Here is a 24,864-nt window from a genome sequence, read left to right as displayed (position 1 = left end):
TCAGGCTTCTAGCCGGGAAGCGATTCAAGTTGAGCATTCCGAATATCATCACCCTCGCCCGCATCATCCTGGTGCCGGTGATCGTCTGGGCCATCGTGTCGAGCCAGATGGAGATCGCGTTCGCGATCTTCGTGATCGCCGGCGTCTCGGACGCGGTCGACGGTTTCCTTGCCAAGCGCTTCAACATGGCCAGCGAGCTCGGCGCCCTGCTCGACCCGCTCGCCGACAAGGCGCTGCTGGTGTCGATCTATGTCGCACTCGGAATCTGGGGCGCGGTGCCGCGCTGGATCGTGATTCTCGTGGTGTCGCGCGACATCATGATCGTCTCCGCCGTGATTGTGTCATGGTTGTTCGACAAGCCGGTGGAGATGAAGCCGCTGATGGTGTCGAAGCTGAACACGGTGGCACAGGTCGCGTTCGCGGCTTTGGTGCTGGCCTCGCTCGGCTTCGGCTTTCAGCCGCATCCCTACGACGTGATCCTGATGGGACTGGTCACAATCTTTACTTTGGGTTCGGTGTCCCTCTATCTCGTGGAGTGGGTGCGGCACATGAGCACGATTGAGGCTCGGTAGCGCACGATCCCGGAAAAGTGGAAACCGGTTTTCCCGCGACAAACGCGAAGCGTTTGCGCAGGGATCATGCTAAAATAAAGTGGTTTGGAGATTTGCGTGGCAGGTAGCGTTCAACCTCGTCAATTGGCCTTGGCCCTGCCGCACGAGGAGAAGCTGACCCGCGACGATTTCCTCGAGGGGCCCGCCAATGAGGCAGCGCTGGCGCTGATCGACGGCTGGCCCGACTGGCCGAACCGAATCATGCTGCTGGTGGGGCCTGACGGCTCCGGCAAGAGCCACCTCGCCGCGATCTGGGCCGAGATCGCCGGCGCGCGCTCGACCGCGGCACATGCCCTGACCGCCGACGCGGTGCCCACTGCTCTCGCTACCGGCGCGCTGGTGGTCGAAGATCTGAGGCCGGCGGATTTCGACGAGCGCGCGATGTTCCATCTGATGAATCTCGCGCGCCAGGACGATGCCTTCGTGCTGATCACGGCGCGCGTCCCGCCGTCGGCGTTCGAGATCGAGCTGCGCGATCTGCGGTCGCGGCTACGCGCTGTGCCGACGGTGACGCTGCTGCCGCCCGACGACCAGCTGTTCCGCGGCCTGATCGTCAAGTTCTGTGCCGACCGCCAGATGAGCGTGGACGAGCCGCTCGTCAGCTACCTGACCAACCGGATCGAGCGGTCCTATGCCGCCGTCCGCCAGGCGGTCGAGCTCCTGGATACCGAGGCGCTCCGGCTCGGCCGGCCGGTGACCCGGGCGCTGGCGGCGGAGCTGTTGCGCGATGCTTGAGCAGTCCCGCGGCTTGACGGCGCAGGCCAGCGGAACATCAATGTCATCGAAACGTCATCGCAATATCACATGGTCTGCGCGGCCCTCGGCTAGACCGCCCCAGCCCCCTGCCCGGAATTGGACCAGCACTTGATGGACTCGGCACAAGCACCTGAAATCAAAGAGAAAGAGGCGGAGCTCCCGCCCGTCCCCGCGATCGCGAGCAGCCCCGAGCGGTTCATCAACCGGGAGCTGTCCTGGCTGCACTTCAACCGCCGGGTGCTCGAGGAATCGGTCAATCTCGGCCATCCCCTGCTGGAGCGGGTCCGCTTCCTGTCGATTTCGGCGAATAACCTCGACGAGTTCTTCATGGTCCGCGTCGCCGGCATCAAGGCTCAGGTCCGCGAGGGCATTGCCGAGCGCAGTCCGGACGGCTTGCTGCCGGCCGAGCAGCTCGTGATGATCAACAAGACCGTCTCGCAACTCGCCTCCGACCAGCAGGCGATCTGGAGCGACCTGCGCGAGCTCCTGTCCAAGGTCGGCATCCAGCTGGTCGACGGGCGCGACGTCACCAAGTCCGAACGCACCTGGATCGAGGATCACTTCCTCCACAACATCTTCCCGCTGCTGACGCCGCTGGCGATCGACCCGGCGCATCCGTTCCCGTTCATCCCGAACCTCGGCTTCACGGTCGCGCTGCAATTGTCGCGGATCGCCGACGGCAAGGCGATGAACGCGCTGATCCGCATGCCCGGCAAGATCGACCGCTTCATCCGCATTCCCTCGACCAAGGAAGGCGCGCCGGCCCGCCTGATCACGCTCGAGCAGGCCACCGGCCTGTTCATCGGCCGCCTGTTCCCCGGCTACACCGTCAAGGGCCAGGGCGCGTTTCGCATCATCAGGGACTCCGAACTCGAAATCGAGGAAGAGGCCGAAGACCTCGTGCGCCTGTTCGAGACCGCGCTCAAGCGCCGCCGGCGCGGATCGGTGATCCGGCTCGAGATCGAGGCCACGATGCCCGAAGAGCTGCGCGTCTTCGTACAGCACGCCTTGTCGGCCGCAGACGATGAAGTGATCCTGGTCGACGGCGTGCTCGCGATGAACGAGCTGTCGCAGCTCACCCGCCTCAATCGCCCCGACCTCGAATTCCCGCCCTACGTGCCGCGCCATCCCGAGCGCGTCCGCGACCATGGCGGCGATATCTTCGCCGCGATCAGGCAGAAGGACCTCGTGGTTCACCACCCCTACGAATCCTTCGACGTCGTCGTCCAGTTCCTGCAACAGGCGGCGCGCGATCCCGACGTGGTCGCGATCAAACAGACGCTCTATCGCACCTCGAACAACTCGCCGATCGTGCGCGCGCTGGCGGATGCCGCCGAAGCCGGCAAGTCGGTGACCGCGCTGATTGAATTGAAGGCGCGGTTCGACGAGGAAGCCAATATCCGCTGGGCGCGCGACCTCGAACGCGCCGGCGTCCAGGTCGTCTACGGCTTCATCGAGCTGAAGACGCACGCCAAGCTGTCGATGGTGGTGCGCCGCGAGGGCGGCAATCTCACGACCTATGTGCACACCGGCACCGGCAACTACCATCCGGTCACCGCCCGCATCTACACCGACGTCTCCTACTTTACGTCGGACCCGATCATCGGCCGCGACGTCGCGCGGGTGTTCAACTACATCACCGGTTATGCAGAGCCGAGCGACATCGAGAAGATGGCGGTGTCGCCGCTGACATTGCGCAAGCGGATCATCGAGCACATCCACGGCGAAATCGCCCACGTCAAGCATGGCCGGTCCGGCGCGATCTGGATGAAGATGAACGCGCTGGTCGATCCTGACATCATCGACGCGCTGTATGAGGCCTCGCAGGCCGGCGTCTCGATCGAACTCGTGGTGCGCGGCATCTGCTGCCTGCGGCCCGGACTGCCCGGATTGTCCGAGAACATCCGCGTCAAATCGGTGATCGGCCGGTTCCTGGAACACGGCCGAATCTATTGCTTCGGCATGGGCCAGGGCCTGCCGAGCGCAAAAGCTGCTGTGTATATCTCGTCCGCCGACATGATGCCGCGGAACCTCGACCGCCGCGTCGAGGTGCTCTGTCCGCTGCAAAATCCCACGGTGCATCAGCAGGTTCTCGAACAGATCATGGTCGCGAACCTGAAGGACACCGAGCAGAGCTGGCAATTGTTGCCGGACGGATCGTCAACGCGTATGAAGGCCGCGAAAGGCGAAGAGCCTTTCAATCTGCATGACTATTTTATGACAAATCCGAGTCTGTCCGGCCGTGGTAAGTCTCTCAAGGAATCTTCACCGCGCCGTCTCACGCGTCGTAACGAGCGTCAGCAGCCATCGTCTTAAGGGGGCCTTACGGTGAAGCGGCCGCGGAAGCGCGCTTCCAGCGTCGCTGTGATCGATATCGGCTCGAACTCGGTTCGTCTCGTGGTTTACGAGGCGATGGCGCGCAGCCTCATCACCATCTTCAACGAGAAGGCGCTGTGCGGGCTCGGACGCGAGGTGCAGAGCACCGGCCTGCTCGCAACCGATGCGGTGAACAAGGCGCTCACCGCGCTACGCCGCTTTCGCGCGCTGTGCCGAATCCAGCAGGTCGGCCGCGTCTACGCGATTGCGACCGCGGCCTGCCGCGATGCCAAGAATGGCCCGGACTTCATCGCCCAGGCCGAGCGCATCTGCGGCGCCAAGATCGAGATTCTCACCGGACCGCGTGAAGCGAAGCTGTCTGCGCTCGGCGTCGTCTCGGGCGTGCACAATCCGAACGGCATCGTCGGCGACCTCGGCGGCGGCTCGCTCGAATTGATCGACGTCAAGGGCAACCGCGTGCGCAGCGGCGTGACACTGCCGCTCGGCAGCCTGGCACTGCAGGACCTTTCGAACAAATCGCTCAAGCGCGCCGAACGCATCGTCAAGAACGAACTGCTCGGCGTCGCCCAGCTCAAGACCGGCCGCGGCCGCACCTTCTACGCGGTCGGCGGCACCTGGCGCGCGCTGGCGCGCATCCACATCATCCAGAGCGGCTACCCGCTCAAGGTGATGCACGGCTATTCGATTCCGGCGGCGGACGCGCTCGACTTCGCGCAGCGGCTGCGGCGGCTCGCCGCCACCAACATGCTCGCCAACATCGAATCCATCGCCGATGCGCGGCGGCCGCTATTGGCCTACGCCGCGCTCGTGCTCGAATACATCATCCGCGTGGCCCAGCCGAAGACCATCGTGTTCTCGACCTTCGGCGTGCGCGAGGGCCTGCTCTACGAGATGCTGCCGCAGGCCGAACGCGCCAAGGACGGCTTGGTCTGTGCCGCGCAGAACCTCAACGAATTGCTGTCGCGCTCTGCCCGCCACGCCCAGGAGCTGACGGCGTGGACCGACCGGCTGGTGCGCGTCGTCCGGCTGCGCGAGACCGAGGAAGACCGCAGGCTGCGTCACGTCGCCTGCCTGCTCTCCGACATCGGCTGGCGCGTGCATCCCGATCATCGCGGCGAGGAAACCCTCAGCCTGATCATGAACGGCAATTTCGGCTCGATCACCCATCAGGGCCGCGCCTTCGTCGCGCTGTCGGTGTTCTATCGCTACGCCGGCCTCAGCGAGGAGAACGAACCGCCACCGCAGATCCGCGCGCTGGTGACGCCGGCGATGGACGAGCGCGCGCGTGTGCTCGGCGCCGCGTTCCGTGTCGCCCATCTGATCACGGCGGCGCGCACCGGCGTGCTGCCGGCGACACATTTCCGCACCCAGGGCCGCAAGCTGATGCTGGTGTTCGAGCACCGGATGGTGGATCTGGTCGCCGACCGCGTCGGCAGCCGCTTCAAGCAACTGGCGCGGCTGGTCGGGCGTGCCGGCTCGATCGTGCGGCGCTAGGAGCGTTTCTGGATCGAACCGGACTTCCCTTCCCGGGGGATTCGATTTGAAAACTCCGCCGGCCGTTACGGCCGGAGCAGAATCGACCCGACGGTTGCGCCTTGCTCGAGACGGAGATGGGCTTTCGCCGCATCGCCCAGCGCAAGCTCGGCGCCAATCTTGATCTTCAGACCGCGTCCGAGTTGCTCAAACAGGGCCGCCGTCGCACGGGCGTAGGATTTTGGATCGCCGGCATAGGCAAAGAAGCTGGGCCGCGCGAGTGACAATGACCGAGGGGGTACCAACTCGCCGAGCGCGATTGCCGGCAAGGATCCGCCGGCTTGGCCGACGCTGATGACCGTACCGAACGGCTTCATCGCATCGAGCGTCCGAGTCAGCGTCTCTCCGCCCACACCGTCATAGGCGATGTCGACGCCGGTACCGTCGGTCAGACGACGCACCTCCGCAACAAAATCAGTCTCGCGATACAGGATCGCGTGATCGAGGCCATGGCTGCGCGCAAGCTCCGCCTTGTCGAGGGACCCGACCGTACCGATCACGGTTGCGCCGAGGCGCTTTGCCCACTGCGTAAGGATCAATCCAAGTCCGCCCGCGGCGGCGTGCACGAGCACCACCATGCCCTGGCGAACCGGGCACACTCGATCGAGCAGCATGTGTGCGGTGATCCCGCGCAACATGGCGGCCGCTGCGGTCTTGTCGTCGATGCTGTCGGGAATGCGCACCAACCTGCTGGCCGGCAGGTTGCGGGCTTCGGCATAGCCGCCGAGCGGCAGGCCGGCATAGGCGACACGGTCACCGATGCGGAACGCTTTGACCTCGGTCCCGACCGCTTCCACGACGCCGGCCCCCTCCACTCCAAGCACGGCCGGCATGCCGGGTACGGGATAGAGCCCCATGCGCTGGTAGATATCGACAAAGTTAACTCCGATCGCGGTTTGACGCAGCCGCACCTCATCGGCCGCCGGGCGCGGAAGGTCCGCGCGAACCGGCTCGAGGACGTCGACGCCGCCGGGCGCGGTCATGGCAATGCTCAGGGTCATTGGTGGTCTCCAGTGATAAGACCAACCTAGGGGGAGCACCTGCGCGCAAGAATTCCTTATCCGCGCGCAGTTTCTGTGCAAAAATTCGCATATGGATTGGGATGACCTCCGTTTCTTTGCCGAATTGGTGCGCCAGGGCAATCTCTCGGCCACCGCCCGCCGGCTTCGTGCCGACCATTCGACGGTCGCCCGGCGCGTCGACAGCCTGGAGCGCGCGCTCAAGATCAAGCTGTTCGATCGCCTGCCCCGCGGATACGTGCTGACGGCCGAAGGCGAACGCATCGCCGAGCGCGTCGGCGCGCTTGAAGAAGCTGTCTTCTCGATTCAGCGCCTTGAAGGCGGTGAAGCGGCGGTCAATGGCCGGGTCAGAATCAGCGCGCCGCCTGCGTTCGCGAGCCTTTGGCTTGTTCCACGCCTTGCGGCCTTGGGCCGCAATCATCCCGGTCTCGTTCTCGACGTCCTCGGCGCGACTGCGGCAGCAAGCCTCGCACGCCGGGAAGCCGACATCGCGTTGCGGCTGTCGCGCCCCGAGGACGGCGGCTTGACGATCCGGAACCTGGGTCGCTTGCGATACGGGATCTATGGTGCGCGCACCTATCTCGACGAGGTCGCTGAGGAAGAGCGGGTCTTTCTGGCCTACGACGAGGCGCTTGACGCCTCCCCGCAACAACGCTGGTTACGCAAATTCGCCGGGGACCGGCCCATTGTGATGCTGGCCAACGACCTGGTGTCCTTGATTTCGGGTGCTCGCGCCGGGATGGGGCTCGCCGCCGTCCCCCACGTGCTCGCGGAGGACTGCGAGGAGCTCCGTTGCGTGGCTGAAAGCGAGGAAGCCACGCGCCAATTGTGGCTCGTCTATCACCCCGACATCGGTCGCTCGGCGCGCATCCGCGTCGTGATCGATCACCTCGTGGCGATCACCCAATGCCTGAGGTGAGCCGGGACATCCCGTAGCAACCCTTCTGCGCGTTTGCGCACACGAACTGCGCAAAGATCGGCAGTTCTCCTCCGCACCATCGCGATGCACAGGTCGCTGGCAGGCAAATGCCCGTCGCGCAAAGGAGGACGATTCGATATGGCGAACGTATCGCTGGTGGAACATGACGCTGCTGAGCACGTATGGCTGCTACCGGAAGTGCTTCATGGCAAGGACACTTCGAGCCCGGCTGACTTTCTCGCGCTCGACTCGCTGCTCACGCCTGCGGAGCGTTGTGAACGCGATGCCGTGAGGCAATTCGTCGAAAAAGAACTGAAGCCGCATACGCGGGATTGGTTCAAGACAAGGCCGCCGCTTCGCGAACTGACGAGATTGTTCGGCCAGCACCGAATGTTCGGCAGATTGATCGGGGAGACTGCGGCTCGGATTCCGCCCGCGGTCTCTTTCGGCCTGCAGATGCTCGAGCTCGAAGCTGGCGACACGGCCTTTCGCCAGCTCGTCTCAACGCAGGACAACCTCGTGATGTTTGCGCTGGCCGAGTACGGTTCGCCGGAGCAACGCTCCGAATGGTTGCCGCGGCTTGCCACCGGCGAGGCCGTCGGCTGCTTCGCGATGACTGAGCCCACTGCCGGCAGCGACGTCGCCGGCATGCAGACGGTGGCCCGACGAGATGGTCCCGATTGGGTACTGAACGGCAAGAAGCGCTGGATCACCAACGGTGTGGATGCCGACGTTGCAATCGTCTGGGCGAAGACTGACGAGGGCATTCGCGGCTTTGTCGTCCCGACCCGAACGGCCGGCTTCAGCGCCGTGGACATCGGCGACAAGGTGGCGATGCGCCATTCCTCCTCCACGGAGCTTGGCCTCCGCAACGTTCGGCTGCCGGCATCGGCATTGCTTCCCCTCGCCTCCGGCTCGCGCGCGCCGCTGTCCTGCACCAGCGAAGCGCGCTACGGGATTCTCTGGGGCGCGGCGGGAGCGGCGCGCGACTGCTTCCTTGCCGCGCTGGAGCGATCACTTGCGCGAACACAATTCGGCCGTCCGCTGGCGAACTTCCAGCTTACGCAGCAGCGCCTTGCGGTGATGTGCTCGAAGGTTGGCCACGCCATGATGCTCGCCATTCATCTGGGCCGCCTGAGAGAACAGGGCTGCGTGACCGCCGCGCAGCTCAGCCTCGGCAAGCTGCAGAACGTTCAGGCAGGTCTTGACGTCGCACGTGAAGCTCGCGCCCTACACGGCGGTGACGGCATTACGTTGGAATTTTCGCCGATCCGCCACATGATCAATCTCGAGGCTGTCTCGACGTACGAAGGCACGCATGAAATTCATACGCTTGCCGTCGGACGCGCGCTGACCGGGATCGATGCGTTCCGTTGACGATCGGACGGCCCGCCTGAAGCGGGACATCGCAGGTGCCCGTCACGCCGCCTTGGCGGCGTGCTTGGCCTTGCGGAGCGTGTGACGGCGCCAGATCGATCCCATGACCAGCACCACGACGATGCCGAGCACGGCGAGCGTGATCTCGCCGCCGTTGCCGCCATGGGCGAATTGCGGCGACATCCCGATCGAAGTCAGCCAGGAATCGAGCCTGGCACCGAGCGGTCCGGCGAACAGCGCATTCAGCTTGGGATGCACGGCCGGATCGGTCGCGATGACGTCGCCCGCGATCCAGCCGAGCAGCGCGGCGCCGGCCCAGACCAGGACCGGCAGCTTGGTGAGCAGCGCCATGATCAGCGCCGCACCCGCAACGATCAGGGGAACGCTGATCGCAAGTCCGAGCACCAGCAGCGGTGCGCTGCCATTGGCGGCAGCGGCGACCGCGATCACATTGTCGAGACTCATCACAATGTCGGCGACCACGACGATCTGAACCGCGGCCCACAGATGCGAGGCCGTGTGCACGCTGTCTTCGTCCTCCTGCTCCGGCACCAGGAGCTTGGCGGCGATCACGATCAACGCCAGTCCACCGACCAGCTTCAGGTAGGGAAGCTCCATCAGGCTGGCGACGATGCCCGTGAAGATGACGCGCAGCAGCACCGCCGCGGCGGCGCCGAGAATCATGCCCCACAGGCGCTGGCGCGGCGCGAGCCCGCGGCAGGCGAGCGCGATCACGAGCGCGTTGTCGCCCGACAGCAGGACGTTGATCCAGATGATCTTGCCGACGGCGACCCAGAAGGTCGGGGTCGCCATCTCGTTCTTGAACTCGGTGAAGAACGCGCCGATGTACGCCGGATCAAAGATCTGCCACAGCCAGTCCACAGCGAGTCCTATTCGGCCCTGCGGCCGCCCCTGGCGGCGGTGGCCCGCCGCTCCCAGTTCATTTCGACGCGGTCTCCCCAGGAGACCGCGTCACTTCAGTTATGCGGCGTCAGCCGACGATCTCGTTGCCGGCGAAGAACTGCGCGATCTCGATCACCGCGGTCTCCGGCGCATCCGAACCGTGCACCGAATTCTCGCCGATCGACTTCGCATAGAGCTTGCGGATGGTGCCTTCGGCGGCCTTCGACGGATCGGTCGCACCCATCACGTCGCGATACTTCAGGATGGCGCCCTCGCCTTCCAGCACCTGGACCACGACCGGGCCGGAGGTCATGAAGTCGACCAGTTCGCCGAAGAACGGGCGTGCCTTGTGGACGGCATAGAAGGTTTCGGCCTGGCCGCGGGTCATCTGGATGCGCTTCTGCGCCACGACCCGCAGCCCCGCCTTCTCGATCACCGCATTGACCGCGCCGGTCAGGTTGCGCTCGGTGGCGTCGGGCTTGATGATCGAAAAGGTGCGTTCAATCGCCATGATTTCGTCCTTGTAAACGTGGCTGGGAGTTGCCGGGGCTTATATCGGCGCGATGGGGTAACGGCAAGCGACCCTGTGACGCGTTAGCCTTTAGTTTTGATGGATTTTCACGACAAAAACCGTCGTCCGGGCGGTCTGTGGACAGCGACAGGCTCGGCCAACTTACCGCGATTTCACTTAGGTGAACCCATTCTGACAGCGCCGTGCCGCTGCCGTTCAGCTGCAGCCGCCTAGGCTCTCCACCGATCGGACGCCTTGCTGGCCCCCCATCCGCAAGCCTCACAGGACGTCTCGGGAAACGATGTCACCGCGGGCGCGTCACGCGCGCCCATACCTCGAGGAGACGATCATGTTACGCAAATTATCGCTCGCTGCCGTTGCCGCAATTTCGCTCGGTGCCGCTGCACTCGCCCCGACCTCCGCCTCGGCCTGGGGTGGTTGGCATGGCGGCTGGCACGGCGGATGGCACCACGGCTGGTGGGGCGGCCCGCGCGTCATCGTCGGTGGGCCGGCCTACTACGGCGGCTACGGCTACGGTGGCGGCTGCTACGTGCGCCGCGTCGTGCCGACCCCGTGGGGACCCCGCTGGCGCCTGGTCAATCGCTGCTACTGATCCATCTGTTCTGTCGACTGCTCCCCTGACTTGCTTCGCCCCGGCCTCGCGCCGGGGCTTTTTTGTGCCCGCCTGGGAACCCGCCTCACTACCTCAAGGCGAGAGTGAGGCGGAACCGAAACCAAATTCGGGGGTCGCGACTTGTCATGGCAGGATTTACGAAGCACGCGAGATGGAACTCGCCAAGAAGCATTCCAAGAAACATTCCAAGGCACATGCCAAGAGCCATGACGATGACAATGACCCAGACCGACAACGATCCTGATCAGATTGATCGCAAGACCTGCCGTTACATCTGCGATGCCGTGGGTGAACGGCTCCAGCAAAGCATGCGGCCAGAACCCGCACTTTCGTCCCGCTTGCAACAGCTGCTCGAGGAAATGCAACGCCGGGAAAACGAGCGCCATTAGATAATGCGGGCTGACCGGCAGCCCCATTGCGTTTTTGCAACAGCCGTCCGGAGAGATTTTACCGACAGACGGGTTGCGTTTGGCAGCGGGTCCGGTGACAACGCTGCATGCTCTCCATTACTGACATTTCAGTCCGGATCGCCGGGCGGCTGTTGATTGATCACAGTTCTGTGCAAATCGTGCCCGGCGCACGCGTCGGATTTGTCGGCCGTAACGGTGTCGGCAAGTCGACGCTGTTTCATGCCATCCGGGGCGAGCTCCCGACCGAGAGCGGCAGCATCGCGCTTCCGCCGCGTTGGCGGATCGGCAGCCTCGCGCAGGAAGCACCCGACGGGCCCGAAAGCCTGATCAACGTCGTGCTGAAGGCCGACCTCGAGCGCGACGCGCTGCTGCGCGAGGCCGAGACGGCGCACGACCCGCACCGGATCGCCGATATCCAGACCCGGCTGGTCGACATCGACGCTCACTCCGCCCCGGCCCGCGCCGCCGCGATCCTCTCCGGCCTCGGCTTCTCGACATCAGACCAGGCGCGGCCGTGCGCGGAATTCTCCGGCGGCTGGCGCATGCGCGTGGCACTGGCGGCGACGCTGTTCTCCGCACCCGATCTGCTGCTGCTGGACGAACCGACCAACTACCTCGATCTCGAAGGCACGTTGTGGCTTGAGAACCACCTTGCGAACTATCCGCGCACGGTGATCGTGATCAGCCACGACCGCGATCTGCTCGACACCTCGGTCGATCAGATCCTGCACCTCGATCGCGGCAAGCTGACGCTCTACAAGGGCACCTATTCCTCCTTCGAGGAGCAGCGCGCCGCGCGCGAATTGCTCGACGCCAAGCACGCCAAGCGGCAGGCCGATGAGCGCAAGCGCCTGCAGGACTTCGTCGACCGCTTCAAGGCCAAGGCCTCCAAGGCGCGGCAGGCGCAGTCGCGCGTCAAGATGCTGGAGCGGATGAAGCCGATCACCGCACTGGTGACCCAGGACGTTCGCGAGATCTCGTTTCCGGCACCGGAGAAGCTGCTGTCGCCGCCGATCATCGCGGTCGATGACGTCTCGGTCGGCTACGAGCCGGGCAAGCCCGTGCTCAATCGCGTGACGCTGCGCGTCGATCCCGACGACCGCATCGCGCTGCTCGGTTCCAACGGCAACGGCAAGTCGACGCTGGTCAAGCTGCTGGCAGGCAAGCTCGCGCCGTTCGCAGGCAGGATCACGCGGGCGGACAAATTGTCGGTCGGCTATTTCGCCCAGCACCAGGTCGACGAGCTCAATCTCGACGGCTCACCCTATGATCACATCCGCAAGCTGATGCCCGAGGCGCCGGAGAGCAAGGTGCGCGGCCGCGTCGGCGCGATCGGCTTCTCCGGCAAGGCCGGCGACACGCTGGTGAAGAGCCTGTCGGGCGGCGAGAAGGCGCGGCTGCTGCTCGGGCTTGCGACGTTCTACGCCCCCAACATGATCATCCTGGACGAGCCGACCAACCATCTCGACATCGACAGCCGCGCGGCGCTGGCGGAGGCGATCAACGAATTCCCCGGCGCCATCATGATGGTCTCGCACGATCGCTATCTGATCGAGGCCTGCGCCGATCGCCTGTGGGTCGTCGCCAACCAGACCGTGACGGCCTATGACGGTGATCTCGACGAATATCGACGCATGATCCTGTCGGCCAATGACGGACGGACCGTGTCGCGTGAGCGCGTCAGGGAGCCGGCCAAGCCGGAGCGTATCCGCAATGAGAAGCGCGCTTCACCGAGGCAACGGGTCGCGCAGGCCGAGAGCGAGATCGAGCGCATCAATGGTATCATCGCAAAGATCGATACCGCGCTCGCGCTGCCCGATATTTTCACGCGCGATCCCAAGCAAGCCGCACAGCTGACCAAGGCGCGCGCCGGCGCCGAGAGCGCGCTGCAACGCGCCGAGGAAGAATGGCTGGAAGCCAGCGCCGAACTCGACGAAGCCGCGAGCTAGATTTGCGAGGAAGCGCCCGGGGTTTAGCCGTGCGCAGACTTCTTCTTCTTCGGCTTCGCGGGCTTCGGCTCCGGCGCTGCATCCGGACCGCGCTCGACCGACGTCAGGCGTCCCGAGGAGAACGTATAGATGCCGGCGCGCGCGCCGCGAGACCAGGTCACGACCGCAACGCGCTCGCCGCCCGGCCCGCTCGACAGGTTCACGCTGTCGGGGGCGCCGATGCCGCGCACGACGTCGCATTCGGTGTGGCCGAGTGCGACACTGCCGCCCGTCGGCCGCGGCGGCGGCGCACCGGGAGCCTGCGCATTTGCATCAGCAGCGCCCGCCGGCGGCGCCATGCCGGGGCAGCTTCCGTCGGCACTGACGAGATCGTCATTGGTCACCGGCTTGTCGGGCGTCAGCGGCGGCGATTCGATCGAGATGTTGCGGATGAACACGCGTCCAGGCCGCGAGAACCAATCCGCGTCACGCGAAAAGATGTCGGACGCGCCCGAGCAGCCGGCAAGGCCAGGTGCAAGTACCAGCAACGCCAGCAGCGACTTCCGACTGAATGTTCCATCACGCACGATCGACAAGGCTCCTAACCCCTCTACCTAAGGGCTTGTCCGAACATCACTTTGCGGCATGACCGTGACCCGCCCGAGGAAACGTCGAATTATCATTAATTAGTCGATATCGCTATTGGCGCCGCTGCCAGCGTCCCCGCTCGTCGGCCTGCCAATAGGTGACCTCGAAGCCGCGGGCCTTGCAAGCGGTCCAGCTCTCCCGCGCCGAAGCCACCGCGTCGGGGTCGTCGCCGTTGAACACGAGGACCAAGCGCTCGTAGCTGTCGCAGTCGGACGGGAGCGCCGCGTTGTCGACCAGGAACCGGACATTGGCCCGGTTCGGATTGCCCTCCTCGATCGACAGGACGATCGGCTGGTCCTGGGCGTCGGCCACACGCGCGCTCGCATGCGGCAGGAACGAATCGTCGCTGTAGGTCCACAAATGCGCGTCGAGCGTCTCGGCGCGCTCCTGCGACGTCGATTGCACGACCACCCGCCAGCCGCGCTCGAGTGACTTCTCGAGCAGCGGCGGCAGCACGCTTTCCAGCGTCATGTTCTGCAGATGGTAGAACAGAACCTCGGTCATGCGCCGGCCGACACTCTATATTACTTCTTGGCTTCATAATAATCGGAGACGAGCCGCTCGAGCAGCCGGACACCGTAACCGGAGCCCCAGCTCTGATTGATCTCGGTCTTCGGCGCGCCCATCGCGGTGCCGGCGATGTCGAGATGGGCCCAGGGCGTACCGTCGACGAAGCGCTGCAGGAATTGCGCAGCCGTGATCGAGCCGCCATTGCGTCCGCCTGTGTTCTTCATGTCGGCGAATTGCGAGTCGATCTGCTTGTCGTATTCGGGACCGAGCGGCATCCGCCACACCTTCTCGCCGGTCTCGAGGCCGACCTTGGCGAGGCGCTCGGCGAGTTCGTCATTGTTGGAAAACAAGCCGGCGTAATCGGTGCCGAGCGCGACCATGATCGCGCCGGTCAGCGTTGCGAGATCGACCATGAATTTCGGCTTGCACTTCTTGGCGACGTACCAGAGCACGTCTGCGAGCACGAGGCGCCCTTCGGCGTCGGTGTTGATGATTTCGACGGTCTGGCCGGACATCGAGGTGACGATGTCGCCCGGACGCTGCGCGTTGCCGTCGGGCATGTTCTCGACGAGGCCGATGGCGCCGATCGCATTGACGCGGGCCTTGCGCGCCGCGAGTGCGTGCATCAGCCCGACCACGCAGGCCGCGCCGCCCATGTCACCCTTCATATCCTCCATGCCGCCGGCCGACTTGATGGAGATACCGCCGGTGTCGAAGCAGACGCCCTTGCCGACGAATGCAACCGGCGCCTCGCTCTTCTTGCCGCCGTTCCAGCGCATGATCACGGTGCGGCTGGGCCGTACCGAGCCCTGCCCGACGCCGAGCAGCGCGCCCATGCCGAGCTTGGTCATCGCCTTGACGTCGAGGACCTCGACGGTGACGCCGAGCTTGCGCAGCTGGCTTGCGCGGCGCGCGAACTCTTCGGGATACAGCACGTTCGGCGGCTCGTTGACGAGCTCGCGCGCCAGGTTCACGCCGTCGACGATGGACGAATCGGGCGCAAACGCCTTCCTGGCAGCAGCGACGTCGTCGACCGCGACCGAGACGTCGGCGCGCACGGTGCCGTCCTCGCCGTCCTTCTTCTTGGTCTTGTAGCGGTCAAACTTGTAGGCACGCAGGCGGATGCCGGTGGCGACCGTTGCCGCCTGCCCCGCCGTCATCGCGGCATCGGGCAGTTCGGCAAGGACGGTCATTGCACCGCTGCCGGCGTTGAGCTTGCCGGCCACCACGCCGCCGAACTTGAGCAGATCCTTCTCCTTGAGGTCGGCCACCTTGCCGGTGCCGATCACGATCAGCCGGTCGACCTTGATTCCCTCCGGCGCCAGGATGTCCAAGGCCGCCCCGCTCTTGCCCTTGAACTGGTTGGCGGCCGCGGCCCGCTTGACCGTCTCGGCGGCAGCTCCGAGCGTCTTCCGGGTGGCGGCTCCGAGCTTCAATTGCTCGTCGCAAAAGGCGACCAGAATGCCGCGGGCGGACGCGGAGAACGGGACAAAGCCGACCTTGACGGCGTCGGACATAGGAAAATCCTCCAGAACTCAGGGTGTTGCTCGGGCCTGAGGCGGCCCTTCCGGCACGCAGGGGTGAGCATTGCGATGGCGGTCCGTAAGCGGCCCGGACCGGGCTTGTGGCACACTATGACCTGCCGGCTGCGCCGCTGCCAAGCGCCGGAGTGGCCGGAAGGCCACAAAAGCGATTAATTAACCATAAATTAAGCGTGCCTTGGCCCAGCCATTTTGTTGACGGATCAAAGGGATGGTAGTGAGATTGTGAACAGAGAGTGAGCCGGACGAGTCCGCGGCTCGACCATAGGGGAACCCGGGTTGACGGGATTGGTCGAAAGCCGTGCGTCTGGTTGCGTGAAGGGGGTCTTGGGGGCCGTGCGGTAGCGATGGGGTCGATCGACAAGTACATCTTCAAAACGACGCTGGCGTCGTTTGCGCTTGTCCTGGTCAGCCTTACCGGCGTGATCTGGATTACGCAGGCGTTGCGCGGCATCGACCTGATGACCAGCCAGGGTCAGACCATCCTCACCTTCCTCGGCATCACCAGCCTCGTGATCCCCGCCCTGATCCTGATCATCGCCCCGATCGCGCTGATGATCGCGATCTCGCACACGCTGAACAAGCTCGCGACCGATTCCGAGATCATCGTGATGAACGCGGCGGGCTTCTCGCCGTTCCGGCTGTTCCGGCCGTTCTTCTTCGCCACCTGCGTGGTGGCGGCGCTGGTCGCCTTCATCGGCGCCTATCTCGCCCCCGACGGCATGCGCCGAATCAAGCAATGGGATGCCGAGATCACCGCCGACGTGCTGACCAACATCCTGCAGCCCGGCCGCTTTGCCCAGCTCGATCAGAACCTGACGATTCGGATCCGCGAGCGCCTGCCCGCCGGCGTGCTCGGCGGGGTTTTCGTCGACGATCGCCGCGATCCGCAGCAGCGCGTCACCATCGTCGCCGACCACGGCACCGTGCTGAAGAACGAGAGCGGCTCATATCTCGTGCTGGAGGACGGCAATCTCGAGCGATTCGAGGTCGGCAAGCGCGATCCGACGCTGGTAGTGTTTCAGCGCTACGCGTTCGACATGTCGAAATTCTCGCAGGGCCGCGACGTCACGCTCGGAATTCGCGAGCGCTACCTGTGGGAGCTGATGTGGCCGGACGAGAACGACCAGACCTATCAGCAGCTGTCGGGCCAGTTCTTCGCGGAGCTGCATGATCGCTTCATGGCGCCGATCTATCCGTTCGCGTTCGCGGCCCTCACCTTCGCCTTCCTCGGCGCGCCACGCACCACGCGGCAGAGCCGCAATTTCTCGATCGGCGGCTCGGTGTTCGCGGTGTTCGGCCTGCGCATGGTCGGATTCGCCTGCTCCGTCATGGCGGTGAAGACGCCGCTGGCGGCTCTGGTGCAATACCTGATGCTGTTCGCCGGCATCGGCGTCGGGATCTGGATGATCGTCGGCGGCGTGGTCGTCGAACCGCCGGCGGCATTGATGGAAGTCATCAACAGGAACAACGAACGCATTGCGCGCCTCTTCCGGAGGCCGGCCACCGCATGAGCATGGTCACAAATACGCTCGGGCGTTATTTCGCCGGCCGCTTCGTGGTCGCGGCGGTGGGCGTGTTCGCGGGCATCTTCGTGCTGCTCGTGCTGGTCGACTACATCGAGATGGTGCGCAAGACGTCGAGCCTGGTCGGGGCCTCCGCGATCACGGTCGCGGAAACCTCGCTGTTCCGCGTGCCGCAGCTGCTCGAGAAACTGATGCCGTTCTGCGTGCTGATCGGCGCGATGACCTGCTATCTCGCGCTGTCGCGGCGGCTAGAGCTCGTCGTGGCGCGCGCCGCCGGCGTCTCGGCCTGGCAATTCATCTCGCCGGCGCTGGTCAGTGCGATCGTGCTCGGCATCTTCGCGACCACCGCCTACAATCCAGTGTCGGCCAATCTGCGCGAGCTCTCCAAACGAATGGAGGCCGAGCTGTTTGGCTCGGCGCCCGGCGGCGGCATCCAGGACGCGTCCGGCTTCTGGCTCAATCAGATCAACGACGAAGGTCAGGCGATCATCAATGCGGCTCGCAGTGAGCAGCAAGGCATCCGGCTGACCGGCCTCACGGTGTTCCGATTCGATACGGCGCTGCAGTTCAAAGAACGAATCGAGGCCCGCGAAGCGACGCTCGAAGAAGGCCGCTGGGCGTTCACGGGAGTACGCCGATACACCCTCGACAAGGCTCCGGTGGACCAGGACACCTTCTACCTGACCACCACCTTGACCCCGGCACAGGTGCGCAACAGTTTCTCCACCCCCGAAACTGTGTCCTTTTGGCAACTGCCGAACTACATCCGTTCGTCGGAGAGCTCAGGGTTCGCGACGGCCGGCTATCGCTTGCAGTATCACAAGCTTATCGCGCAGCCGTTTTTGCTGGCTGCGATGGTGATGTTGGCGGCTTCTGTGAGCCTCCGCTTCTTCCGGATGGGCGGCGTGCAGAAGATGGTTTTGAGTGGCGTGGGCGCAGGCTTTCTGCTCTACGTCCTGTCGAAAGTAACTGAAGATTTGAGCAAGGCTGAGTTGATGCATCCCATCGCTGCGGCGTGGTTGCCTGTCGTTGTGGGTAGCCTCACCGGTTTCTTAGCCTTGCTGTACCAGGAGGACGGGTAGTGGCTACTGTCGCCGCCCGCCAGTTGATGTCGCCTGCATTCGGGCGGCGCAGTGCCCTGCGCCGTCAACGGAGCCGCATGGCCGCGTTTGGCGTTTCGATTTCTGCTCTGCTTGCCGCGTTCGTCATGGTCAGCGCGCTCGACGTCGTCACGTCGACACCGGCTGCCGCGCAGTCGTTTACCTACAATCCTCGGCCGCCGAAGCCGGTGCGGCCGCCGGCCAAGAACGACGGGCAGATGCTCGTTCAGGCGACCGAGGTCGATTACGACTACAACAACAGCCGCATCTCGGCCGTCGGCAACGTCCAGATGTTCTACAACGGCACCAGCGTCGAGGCCGACAAGGTCATCTACGACCAGAAGACCAAGCGTCTTCATGCCGAAGGCAACATCCGCATGACCGATGCGGAAGGCAAGATCACCTACGCCAACATCCTGGATCTCAGCGACGACTACCGCGACGGGTTCGTCGATTCGCTGCGCGTCGACACTGAAGACCAGACCCGCATGGCGGCGACCCGCGCCGATCGGTCCAGCGGCAATTACACGGTGTTCGACAACGGCGTTTATACCGCCTGCGCCCCCTGTAAGGATGATCCGAAGAAGCCGCCGCTCTGGCAGGTCAAGGGCGCGCGCATCATCCATGACCAGACCAAGAAGATGCTCTATTTCGAGAACGCCCAGCTCGAGTTCTTCGGCGTTCCGATGGCCTACATGCCCTATTTCTCGACGCCCGATCCGACCGTGAAGCGCAAGAGCGGCTTCCTGATGCCGGGCTTCACCACCTACACGGCGTTCGGCTACGGCGTCGAAATTCCATATTATTGGGCGATCGCGCCTGACATGGACGCGACCTTCAGTCCGCGCATCACCTCGAAGCAGGGCGTGCTGCTGCAGACCGAATTCCGCCAGCGCTTCGTGGACGGCTCCTATCAGATCAGGCTCTACGGCATCGACCAGCTCGATCGGGGTCAGTTTACCGGCCAGCCGGGCGACCGCGACTTCCGCTGGGGCGTCGACACCAAGGGCCAGTTCGCGCTGAACGACAAATGGGTCTGGGGCTGGGACGGCGTCGTGCTGTCCGACTACTTCTTCATGTCCGACTACCGGCTCGCGCAGTACAAGGATCCGTTCGGATCGTTCCTGTCGCTGCCGACGGAAGCGATCTCGCAGCTCTATCTGACCGGCGTCGGCAACCGCAGCTTCTTCGACGCGCGGGCGATCTACTATCTCAGCTACTCGGGCAACCAGAACCAGGTCCCCGTGGTCGCGCCCGTCATCGACTACAACAACGTGATCAACAACAACATTCTGGGCGGCGAGTTCAGCTACAAGATGAACTTCGTCAACCTGACCCGCGAAACCGCGGTGTTCGACCCGATCACGACGATCGCCAACACCGCTGGCCTGTGCAGTTTGACGTCCGCCGATCCGCTGGCTCGGACGCCGTCGCAGTGCCTGCTGCGCGGCATGCCGGGCACCTACACAAGGCTGACGGCCGAGGCACAGTGGCGCAAGTCCTATACCGACCCGCTCGGCCAGATCTGGACGCCGTTCGCCAGCGTCCGCGCCGATGCCATCAACGCCGACATCTCGAACCAGCCGGGCGTTTCCAACTTCCTGCCGGTCGGCGACACCCAGACGGTCCGCTTCATGCCGACCGTCGGCCTCGAATACCGCTACCCCTTCATCAATGTGCAGCCGTGGGGCACGACCACCGTCGAGCCGATCGCGCAGGTCATCATCCGGCCCAACGAGCCGAATGCCGGCAAGCTTCCGAACGAAGACGCGCAGAGCCTGGTGTTCGACACCAGCAACCTGTTCGCGGTCGACAAGTTCTCCGGCTACGACCGTGTCGAAGGCGGCAGCCGCGCCAATGTCGGCGTGCAGGCCACCACGCAGTTCGATCACGGCGGCAGCGTCAAGGGGATGTTCGGGCAGTCCTACCAGATGTTCGGGCTGAACTCGTTCGCGGTCGCTGATATGACCAATACCGGCATCGACTCCGGGCTGCAGAACCCGCGCTCGGACTATGTCGCGAGCCTCGCCTATTCGCCCAACCGCACCTACACCTTCAGCGTCCGCTCGCGGATGGATGAAGCGACCTGGAACATCAACCGGTTCGAGGCTACGGCGAGCGCGAACTTCGACCGCTGGTCGATCGCCGTGACCTACGGCGATTACGCAGCGCAGCCGGAACTCGGCTACCTGACGCGCCGCGAGGGCATCCTCACCAGCGGATCGGTCAAGGTGGCGTCGAACTGGGTGGTTCAGGGTGCGGCGCGCTGGGACCTTGAAGCGAACAAGATCAACCAGTATGCCGTCGGCGCGGGCTATGTGGACGACTGCTTCGTGCTGGCTGCCAACTACATCACGTCCTATACCTATCAGGCAGGCTCGCAGCCGCCCGTCCTCAGCCATGCGTTCATGTTCCAGATCGGGCTGCGGACGATCGCCCAGACCTCCACGACCAGCAGCTCGGCTGGCATGCAGTAGCGAGCGAGGAGCCTGCCAAGGACCATGTATTGGGGGCTTGAATTGGGGGCTTGTATTGCCCGCGGGCCTGTGGCCCCGGCTTGAATTGGTTTAAACGGCTGACATGACCACAATGACGACCGCTAGCCTGCCAAGGCGCTGCTATCAGCTAGTGTTGAGTTCCCTGCTGGCTCTTTTCCTCCTGTTGGGAGGCGGTGCGCGACTGCACGCCCAGACCATCGCCGTGATGGTCAATGGCGAACCCATCACCAATTTCGACATCGAGCAGCGCGCCAAGCTGAACGCGCTGACCGGCGGCAAGACCCCCGATCGCAAAACCGTCCTCGACGACTTGATCGACGAGAAGCTGAAGATCAAGGAAGCCAAGAAATTCGGCGTCGATCCCACCGCCAACGACATCGAGCAGTCCTATGGCGGGATGGCGCAGCGGATGCGGCTGAACAACGACCAGCTGACCAAGGTCCTCGAAAGCAAAGGCATCCGCCCCGATACGCTCAAGCAACGCATCAGGGCCGACATGGTCTGGACCAGCCTGGTCCGCGGCCGCTTCAAGGAAAGCCTGCAGGTCGGCGAGAAGGACGTCGACACCGCGGTCAAGGGGGCCGGCGAAGCGCCCGACGCCGAGGCGTTCGAATACCGGATGCAGCCGGTCGTGCTGATCGTGCCCCGCGGCTCCCCGCAATCCGAATTCGAGAACCGCCGCAAGGAAGCCGACACCCTGCGCGAGCGCGTCACCAGCTGCGAGGAAGCCAACACCTTCTTCAAGTCGATGCGCAACGCCGCGATCCGCGAGATCGTCGTCAAGACGTCGGCCGACCTGCCGCAGGCGCTGCGCGACATCCTGGACAAGACCCCGGTCGGCCACCTCACCCCTCCCGAACTCACCAAGCAGGGCGTCGAAATGGTCGCCCTCTGCGGCCGGAAGGCAACCACCGTGGACACGCCGAAGAAGCGTGAGATGCGGGACAAGATGTACGTGCAGAAGTACGAGGCGAAGTCGAAAGCCTACCTGCAGGAAGTCCGGAAAGCCGCGATGATCGAATATCCAGGCGGGCGATGATCGACTATCGTTGACGCATGGCTCAACCTCTCGCACTGACATGCGGCGAGCCCGCAGGCATCGGCCCCGACATCACACTCGCCGCGTGGCTGCGCCGGCGCGAACTCGACCTTCCGCCGTTCTATCTGCTCGGTGACCGCGCGGCCCTGGCCGAGCGCGCCAGGACGCTCGGGCTCGTCGTCGAGTTTGCCGAGGTCAACGCCGAGGAGGCATCCGCGGCATTTGCACGGGCCCTGCCCGTCGTTGCGACCGGCAAGGCGGCGACGGCGCAACCGGGCAAGCCGGACGGAACGAGCGCGGATGCCGCGCTGGCGTCGATCCGTCAGGCCGTCGCCGATGTTGCGTCGGGCAAGGCCAGCGCGGTCGTCACCAATCCGATCGCCAAGAACGTGCTGTACCGCGCCGGTTTCCGCCATCCCGGCCACACCGAATTCCTCGCCGAGCTTGCCGCCCGCGGCGGGCCCGCGCCGCAGTCGGTGATGATGCTATGGTCGCCGTCGCTCGCCGTCGTCCCGGTGACGATCCATCTGTCGGTCCGCGAGGCGCTGGCGCAATTGTCGACCGACCTGATCGTCTCGACCGCGCGAATCGTGGTCGCCGACATGAAGGCGCGGTTTGGCCTCGCCTCGCCGCGGCTTGCGATCGCCGGCCTCAACCCGCATGCCGGCGAAGACGGCACGCTCGGCATGGAAGACGTCGAGATCGTCGCGCCTGCGGTCGAGATTCTGCGCCGCGACGGCATTGCCGCCCGCGGTCCGCTGCCGGCCGACACCATGTTCCACGCAGCCGCGCGCAAGACCTATGACTGCGCGCTCTGCATGTATCACGACCAGGCGCTGATCCCGATCAAGACCGTCGCGTTCGAGGACGCCGTCAACGTCACGCTGGGCCTGCCCTTCATCCGGACATCACCCGATCACGGCACCGCCTTCGATATCGCCGGCACCGGCAAGGCCAATCCGTCGAGCCTGATCGCCGCACTCCGGCTCGCCGCGCGCATGGCCGCGGCATCAAGCTAAGTGAGCGCGATCGACGATCTGCCCCCGCTGCGCGACATCATTCGCGAGCATTCGCTGTCGGCGCGCAAATCCCTCGGCCAGAATTTCCTGCTCGATCTCAATCTCACCGCGCGCATTGCCCGTGCCGCGGGCCCGCTGGAAGATTCAACCGTGATCGAGGTCGGACCCGGCCCCGGCGGACTGACGCGCGCACTGCTTGCGATGGGCGCCAAGCGCGTCATCGCCATCGAGCGCGACGAGCGCGCGATCGATGCGCTGGACTATATCGTCAAGCGCTATCCCGGCCGCATCGAGATCGTGCATGGCGACGCGCAGCACTTCGATCCGCGTCCTTTGCTCGATGGCGGCAAGGCCAAGATCGTCGCCAACCTGCCCTACAACATCGCGACCCAGCTCTTGGTCGACTGGCTGTCGATCGAGCCGTGGCCGCCCTGGTACGACACCATGGTGCTGATGTTTCAGCGCGAGGTCGCCGAGCGCATCGTCGCGCATGAGGACGAGGAGGCCTATGGCCGGCTCGCGGTGCTCGCCAACTGGCGCGCCGAGACCAAGATCCTGTTCGACATTTCGCCCGCAGCCTTCGTGCCGCAGCCGAAGGTCACGTCCTCGGTGGTACGATTGATACCGCGCGCCGCGCCGGAGCCGTGCGACCGCCGCATGCTCGAGCAGGTCGCGGCTGCCGCCTTCGGCCAGCGCCGCAAAATGCTGCGCCAGAGCCTGAAATCGCTGTCGGTCGATCCGGCGCGGCTTGCTGCCGCAGCCCAGATCGACACGACGCGGCGCGCCGAAACCATTCCGGTCGCGGGCTTTGTTGCCATGGCGAGGGAATTGGCCGATATACGGTCCACAAAATAGAACATCAGGAGAAAACGTAATGGCGCGTATGGTCCGCCAATCCCTCGTGAAATTCGACGCACCGCTGTGCGAAACCATCGTGGACACGCCCAAGCCGCAGGGACGCGAAGTGCTGGTGCGCATCGAGCGCTGCGGCCTCTGCCATTCCGATCTCCATATCCAGGACGGCTACGCCGATCTCGGCGGCGGCAAGAAGCTCGACACCACCCGCGGCATGACGCTGCCCTTCACACTCGGCCATGAGATCGCAGGCGTCGTCGACGAGGTCGGTCCCGATGCGTCGAAGGATCTGGTCGGAACGAAGAAGGCGGTGTTCCCCTGGATCGGCTGCGGCCAGTGCCGCGACTGCCTCGCCGGCGACGAGAATCTCTGCGCCAAGCAGCGCTTCCTCGGCGTCTCGATCGACGGCGGCTTCGCCACCCACGTGCTGGTGCCCGACGCGAAATACCTGCTCGATTACGATCCGCTGCCGGTCAATCAGGCCGCCACGCTGATGTGCTCCGGCGTCACGGCTTACGGCGCGCTGAAGCGCCTGGTCGATCGTCCGCGCCAGCGCAATCTGCTGCTGATCGGCCTCGGCGGCGTCGGCATGATGGGCCTGTCGTTCGCGCAGGCGATGTTCAAGCAGCCGATCGCGGTTGCCGATCTCAGCCCGGCGGCGCGTGAAACCGCGCTGAAGAACGGTGCGGCGGCGGCCTACGATCCCGCGGAGCCCGATGTCGTCAAGCGCATGCTGAAGGAGAGCGACGGCGGCTTCGACGGCGTCGTCGACTTTGCCGGCAACGAGAAGTCGATGGCGTTTGCGGTGTCGACCGTCGCGCGTGGCGGCAAGATCGTGGTGTCCGGCCTGATGGGCGGCCAGTTCACGCTGCCGATGGTGCAATGGGTCTACAAGCGCATGACCATCGAAGGCTTCATGGTGGGGACGCTCGCCGAGGGCCAGGAGCTGATGGCGCTCGCCCGGGCCGGCAAGATCAAGCCGACCCCGATGAAGGAAGAGCCGATGGCCGACGTCCAGAAATGGATCGAAGAGCTGCGCGCCGGCAAGGTCGTCGGACGCATCGTGCTGAAGAACTGACGAAGACGTCCCGCCGGCCGCGCGACCGCCGGCGGGACATCCCCCTTATGAGCCCATTTGGTCGCGCCTTGCGGGCCTGAGTGCTGCTTTTGTCCTGCCGCGCGCGCTGGTA

22 protein-coding genes are annotated in these 24,864 nt (G+C 64.8%); 16 read left to right on the top strand and 6 right to left on the bottom strand.

Features of this window, described 5'->3' with window-relative positions; genetic code table 11:
* Positions 1-29: 29 nt before the first annotated feature.
* The 4 genes from ACVIGA_RS39610 to ppx all read left to right on the top strand — a co-directional run bounded on the left by ACVIGA_RS39610 (position 30) and on the right by ppx (position 5,198).
* Complete coding sequence (locus ACVIGA_RS39610) at positions 30-572, top strand: CDP-alcohol phosphatidyltransferase family protein (RefSeq protein ID WP_223968011.1); 543 nt, start codon at positions 30-32, stop codon at positions 570-572.
* Positions 573-668: 96 nt separating this feature from the next.
* Complete coding sequence (locus tag ACVIGA_RS39605) at positions 669-1,346, top strand: P-loop NTPase family protein (RefSeq protein ID WP_375780662.1); 678 nt, start codon at positions 669-671, stop codon at positions 1,344-1,346.
* A 132-nt stretch (positions 1,347-1,478) separates the two neighbouring features.
* Positions 1,479-3,683 carry an RNA degradosome polyphosphate kinase gene (locus ACVIGA_RS39600; RefSeq protein WP_223968013.1) on the top strand — a complete coding sequence of 735 codons (2,205 nt, stop codon included), beginning with the start codon at positions 1,479-1,481 and terminating at the stop codon, positions 3,681-3,683.
* A 12-nt stretch (positions 3,684-3,695) separates the two neighbouring features.
* On the top strand, positions 3,696-5,198 hold the full coding sequence (gene ppx / locus ACVIGA_RS39595) for an exopolyphosphatase (protein WP_223968014.1): 1,503 nt from the start codon (positions 3,696-3,698) through the stop codon (positions 5,196-5,198).
* A gap of 65 nt (positions 5,199-5,263) precedes the next feature.
* Here the strand turns inward: ppx and ACVIGA_RS39590 are convergent, their stop codons facing one another.
* Entirely contained in the window at positions 5,264-6,220 is a 957-nt protein-coding gene (locus ACVIGA_RS39590) for a quinone oxidoreductase family protein (protein WP_456670303.1), read from the bottom strand.
* Between the two features lie 109 nt (positions 6,221-6,329).
* Here ACVIGA_RS39590 and ACVIGA_RS39585 point away from each other — a divergent pair, with 109 nt between their 5' ends.
* Positions 6,330-7,175 (top strand): LysR family transcriptional regulator, encoded by an 846-nt coding sequence (locus tag ACVIGA_RS39585; RefSeq protein WP_456670302.1) that lies wholly within the window; start codon positions 6,330-6,332, stop codon positions 7,173-7,175.
* A gap of 138 nt (positions 7,176-7,313) precedes the next feature.
* The gene (locus ACVIGA_RS39580) at positions 7,314-8,552 is read left to right on the top strand and encodes an acyl-CoA dehydrogenase family protein (protein WP_456670301.1); all 1,239 of its coding nucleotides are present in this window, start codon (positions 7,314-7,316) and stop codon (positions 8,550-8,552) included.
* Between the two features lie 42 nt (positions 8,553-8,594).
* On the opposite strand, the gene ACVIGA_RS39575 is transcribed toward ACVIGA_RS39580, so the two are convergent.
* Positions 8,595-9,434 carry a TerC family protein gene (locus tag ACVIGA_RS39575; RefSeq protein WP_456670300.1) on the bottom strand — a complete coding sequence of 280 codons (840 nt, stop codon included), beginning with the start codon at positions 9,432-9,434 and terminating at the stop codon, positions 8,595-8,597.
* Between the two features lie 109 nt (positions 9,435-9,543).
* Positions 9,544-9,966: a nucleoside-diphosphate kinase gene (ndk, locus tag ACVIGA_RS39570; RefSeq protein WP_050425938.1), complete on the bottom strand. Its 423-nt coding sequence runs from the start codon at positions 9,964-9,966 to the stop codon at positions 9,544-9,546.
* A gap of 349 nt (positions 9,967-10,315) precedes the next feature.
* Between ndk and ACVIGA_RS39565 the strand changes: the two genes are divergently transcribed.
* From ACVIGA_RS39565 to ACVIGA_RS39555, 3 genes are all read left to right on the top strand, one after another.
* Positions 10,316-10,579: a sulfur globule protein precursor gene (locus tag ACVIGA_RS39565; protein WP_092125576.1), complete on the top strand. Its 264-nt coding sequence runs from the start codon at positions 10,316-10,318 to the stop codon at positions 10,577-10,579.
* Positions 10,580-10,818: 239 nt separating this feature from the next.
* On the top strand, positions 10,819-10,989 hold the full coding sequence (locus tag ACVIGA_RS39560) for a hypothetical protein (protein WP_223968019.1): 171 nt from the start codon (positions 10,819-10,821) through the stop codon (positions 10,987-10,989).
* Between the two features lie 107 nt (positions 10,990-11,096).
* A complete protein-coding gene (locus tag ACVIGA_RS39555; protein ID WP_456670299.1) occupies positions 11,097-12,959 on the top strand; it encodes an ABC-F family ATP-binding cassette domain-containing protein in 1,863 nt (620 codons plus the stop codon).
* Between the two features lie 23 nt (positions 12,960-12,982).
* Here the strand turns inward: ACVIGA_RS39555 and ACVIGA_RS39550 are convergent, their stop codons facing one another.
* The 3 genes from ACVIGA_RS39550 to ACVIGA_RS39540 form a co-directional block, all read right to left on the bottom strand.
* Positions 12,983-13,534, bottom strand: coding sequence for a hypothetical protein (locus ACVIGA_RS39550; RefSeq protein WP_456670298.1), 552 nt, complete (start codon positions 13,532-13,534; stop codon positions 12,983-12,985).
* Positions 13,535-13,637: 103 nt separating this feature from the next.
* Complete coding sequence (locus ACVIGA_RS39545) at positions 13,638-14,090, bottom strand: DNA polymerase III subunit chi (protein ID WP_456670297.1); 453 nt, start codon at positions 14,088-14,090, stop codon at positions 13,638-13,640.
* A 20-nt stretch (positions 14,091-14,110) separates the two neighbouring features.
* Positions 14,111-15,613, bottom strand: a complete 1,503-nt coding sequence (locus ACVIGA_RS39540; protein WP_456670296.1) for a leucyl aminopeptidase — start codon at positions 15,611-15,613, stop codon at positions 14,111-14,113.
* Between the two features lie 371 nt (positions 15,614-15,984).
* Here ACVIGA_RS39540 and lptF point away from each other — a divergent pair, with 371 nt between their 5' ends.
* From lptF to ACVIGA_RS39505, 7 genes are all read left to right on the top strand, one after another.
* On the top strand, positions 15,985-17,151 hold the full coding sequence (gene lptF, locus ACVIGA_RS39535) for an LPS export ABC transporter permease LptF (RefSeq protein ID WP_223968024.1): 1,167 nt from the start codon (positions 15,985-15,987) through the stop codon (positions 17,149-17,151).
* Positions 17,148-18,245: an LPS export ABC transporter permease LptG gene (gene lptG, locus ACVIGA_RS39530; protein ID WP_092113464.1), complete on the top strand. Its 1,098-nt coding sequence runs from the start codon at positions 17,148-17,150 to the stop codon at positions 18,243-18,245. Before lptF ends, lptG begins: the two co-directional genes overlap by 4 nt.
* A 125-nt stretch (positions 18,246-18,370) precedes the next feature.
* The gene (locus tag ACVIGA_RS39525) at positions 18,371-20,740 is read left to right on the top strand and encodes an LPS-assembly protein LptD (protein WP_456670989.1); all 2,370 of its coding nucleotides are present in this window, start codon (positions 18,371-18,373) and stop codon (positions 20,738-20,740) included.
* A gap of 112 nt (positions 20,741-20,852) precedes the next feature.
* Entirely contained in the window at positions 20,853-21,800 is a 948-nt protein-coding gene (locus tag ACVIGA_RS39520; protein WP_456670295.1) for a SurA N-terminal domain-containing protein, read from the top strand.
* A gap of 17 nt (positions 21,801-21,817) precedes the next feature.
* On the top strand, positions 21,818-22,819 hold the full coding sequence (gene pdxA / locus ACVIGA_RS39515; RefSeq protein WP_456670294.1) for a 4-hydroxythreonine-4-phosphate dehydrogenase PdxA: 1,002 nt from the start codon (positions 21,818-21,820) through the stop codon (positions 22,817-22,819).
* Positions 22,820-23,674, top strand: a complete 855-nt coding sequence (gene rsmA, locus ACVIGA_RS39510; RefSeq protein WP_223968028.1) for a 16S rRNA (adenine(1518)-N(6)/adenine(1519)-N(6))-dimethyltransferase RsmA — start codon at positions 22,820-22,822, stop codon at positions 23,672-23,674.
* A gap of 19 nt (positions 23,675-23,693) precedes the next feature.
* Entirely contained in the window at positions 23,694-24,752 is a 1,059-nt protein-coding gene (locus ACVIGA_RS39505) for an alcohol dehydrogenase (RefSeq protein ID WP_375780649.1), read from the top strand.
* Positions 24,753-24,864 lie beyond the last annotated feature (112 nt).

The sequence above is a fragment of the Bradyrhizobium sp. USDA 3240 genome, from assembly GCF_054063295.1.
The sequence above is the reverse complement of the archived record's forward strand: the minus strand, read 5'-3'. Positions and strand labels throughout refer to the sequence as shown.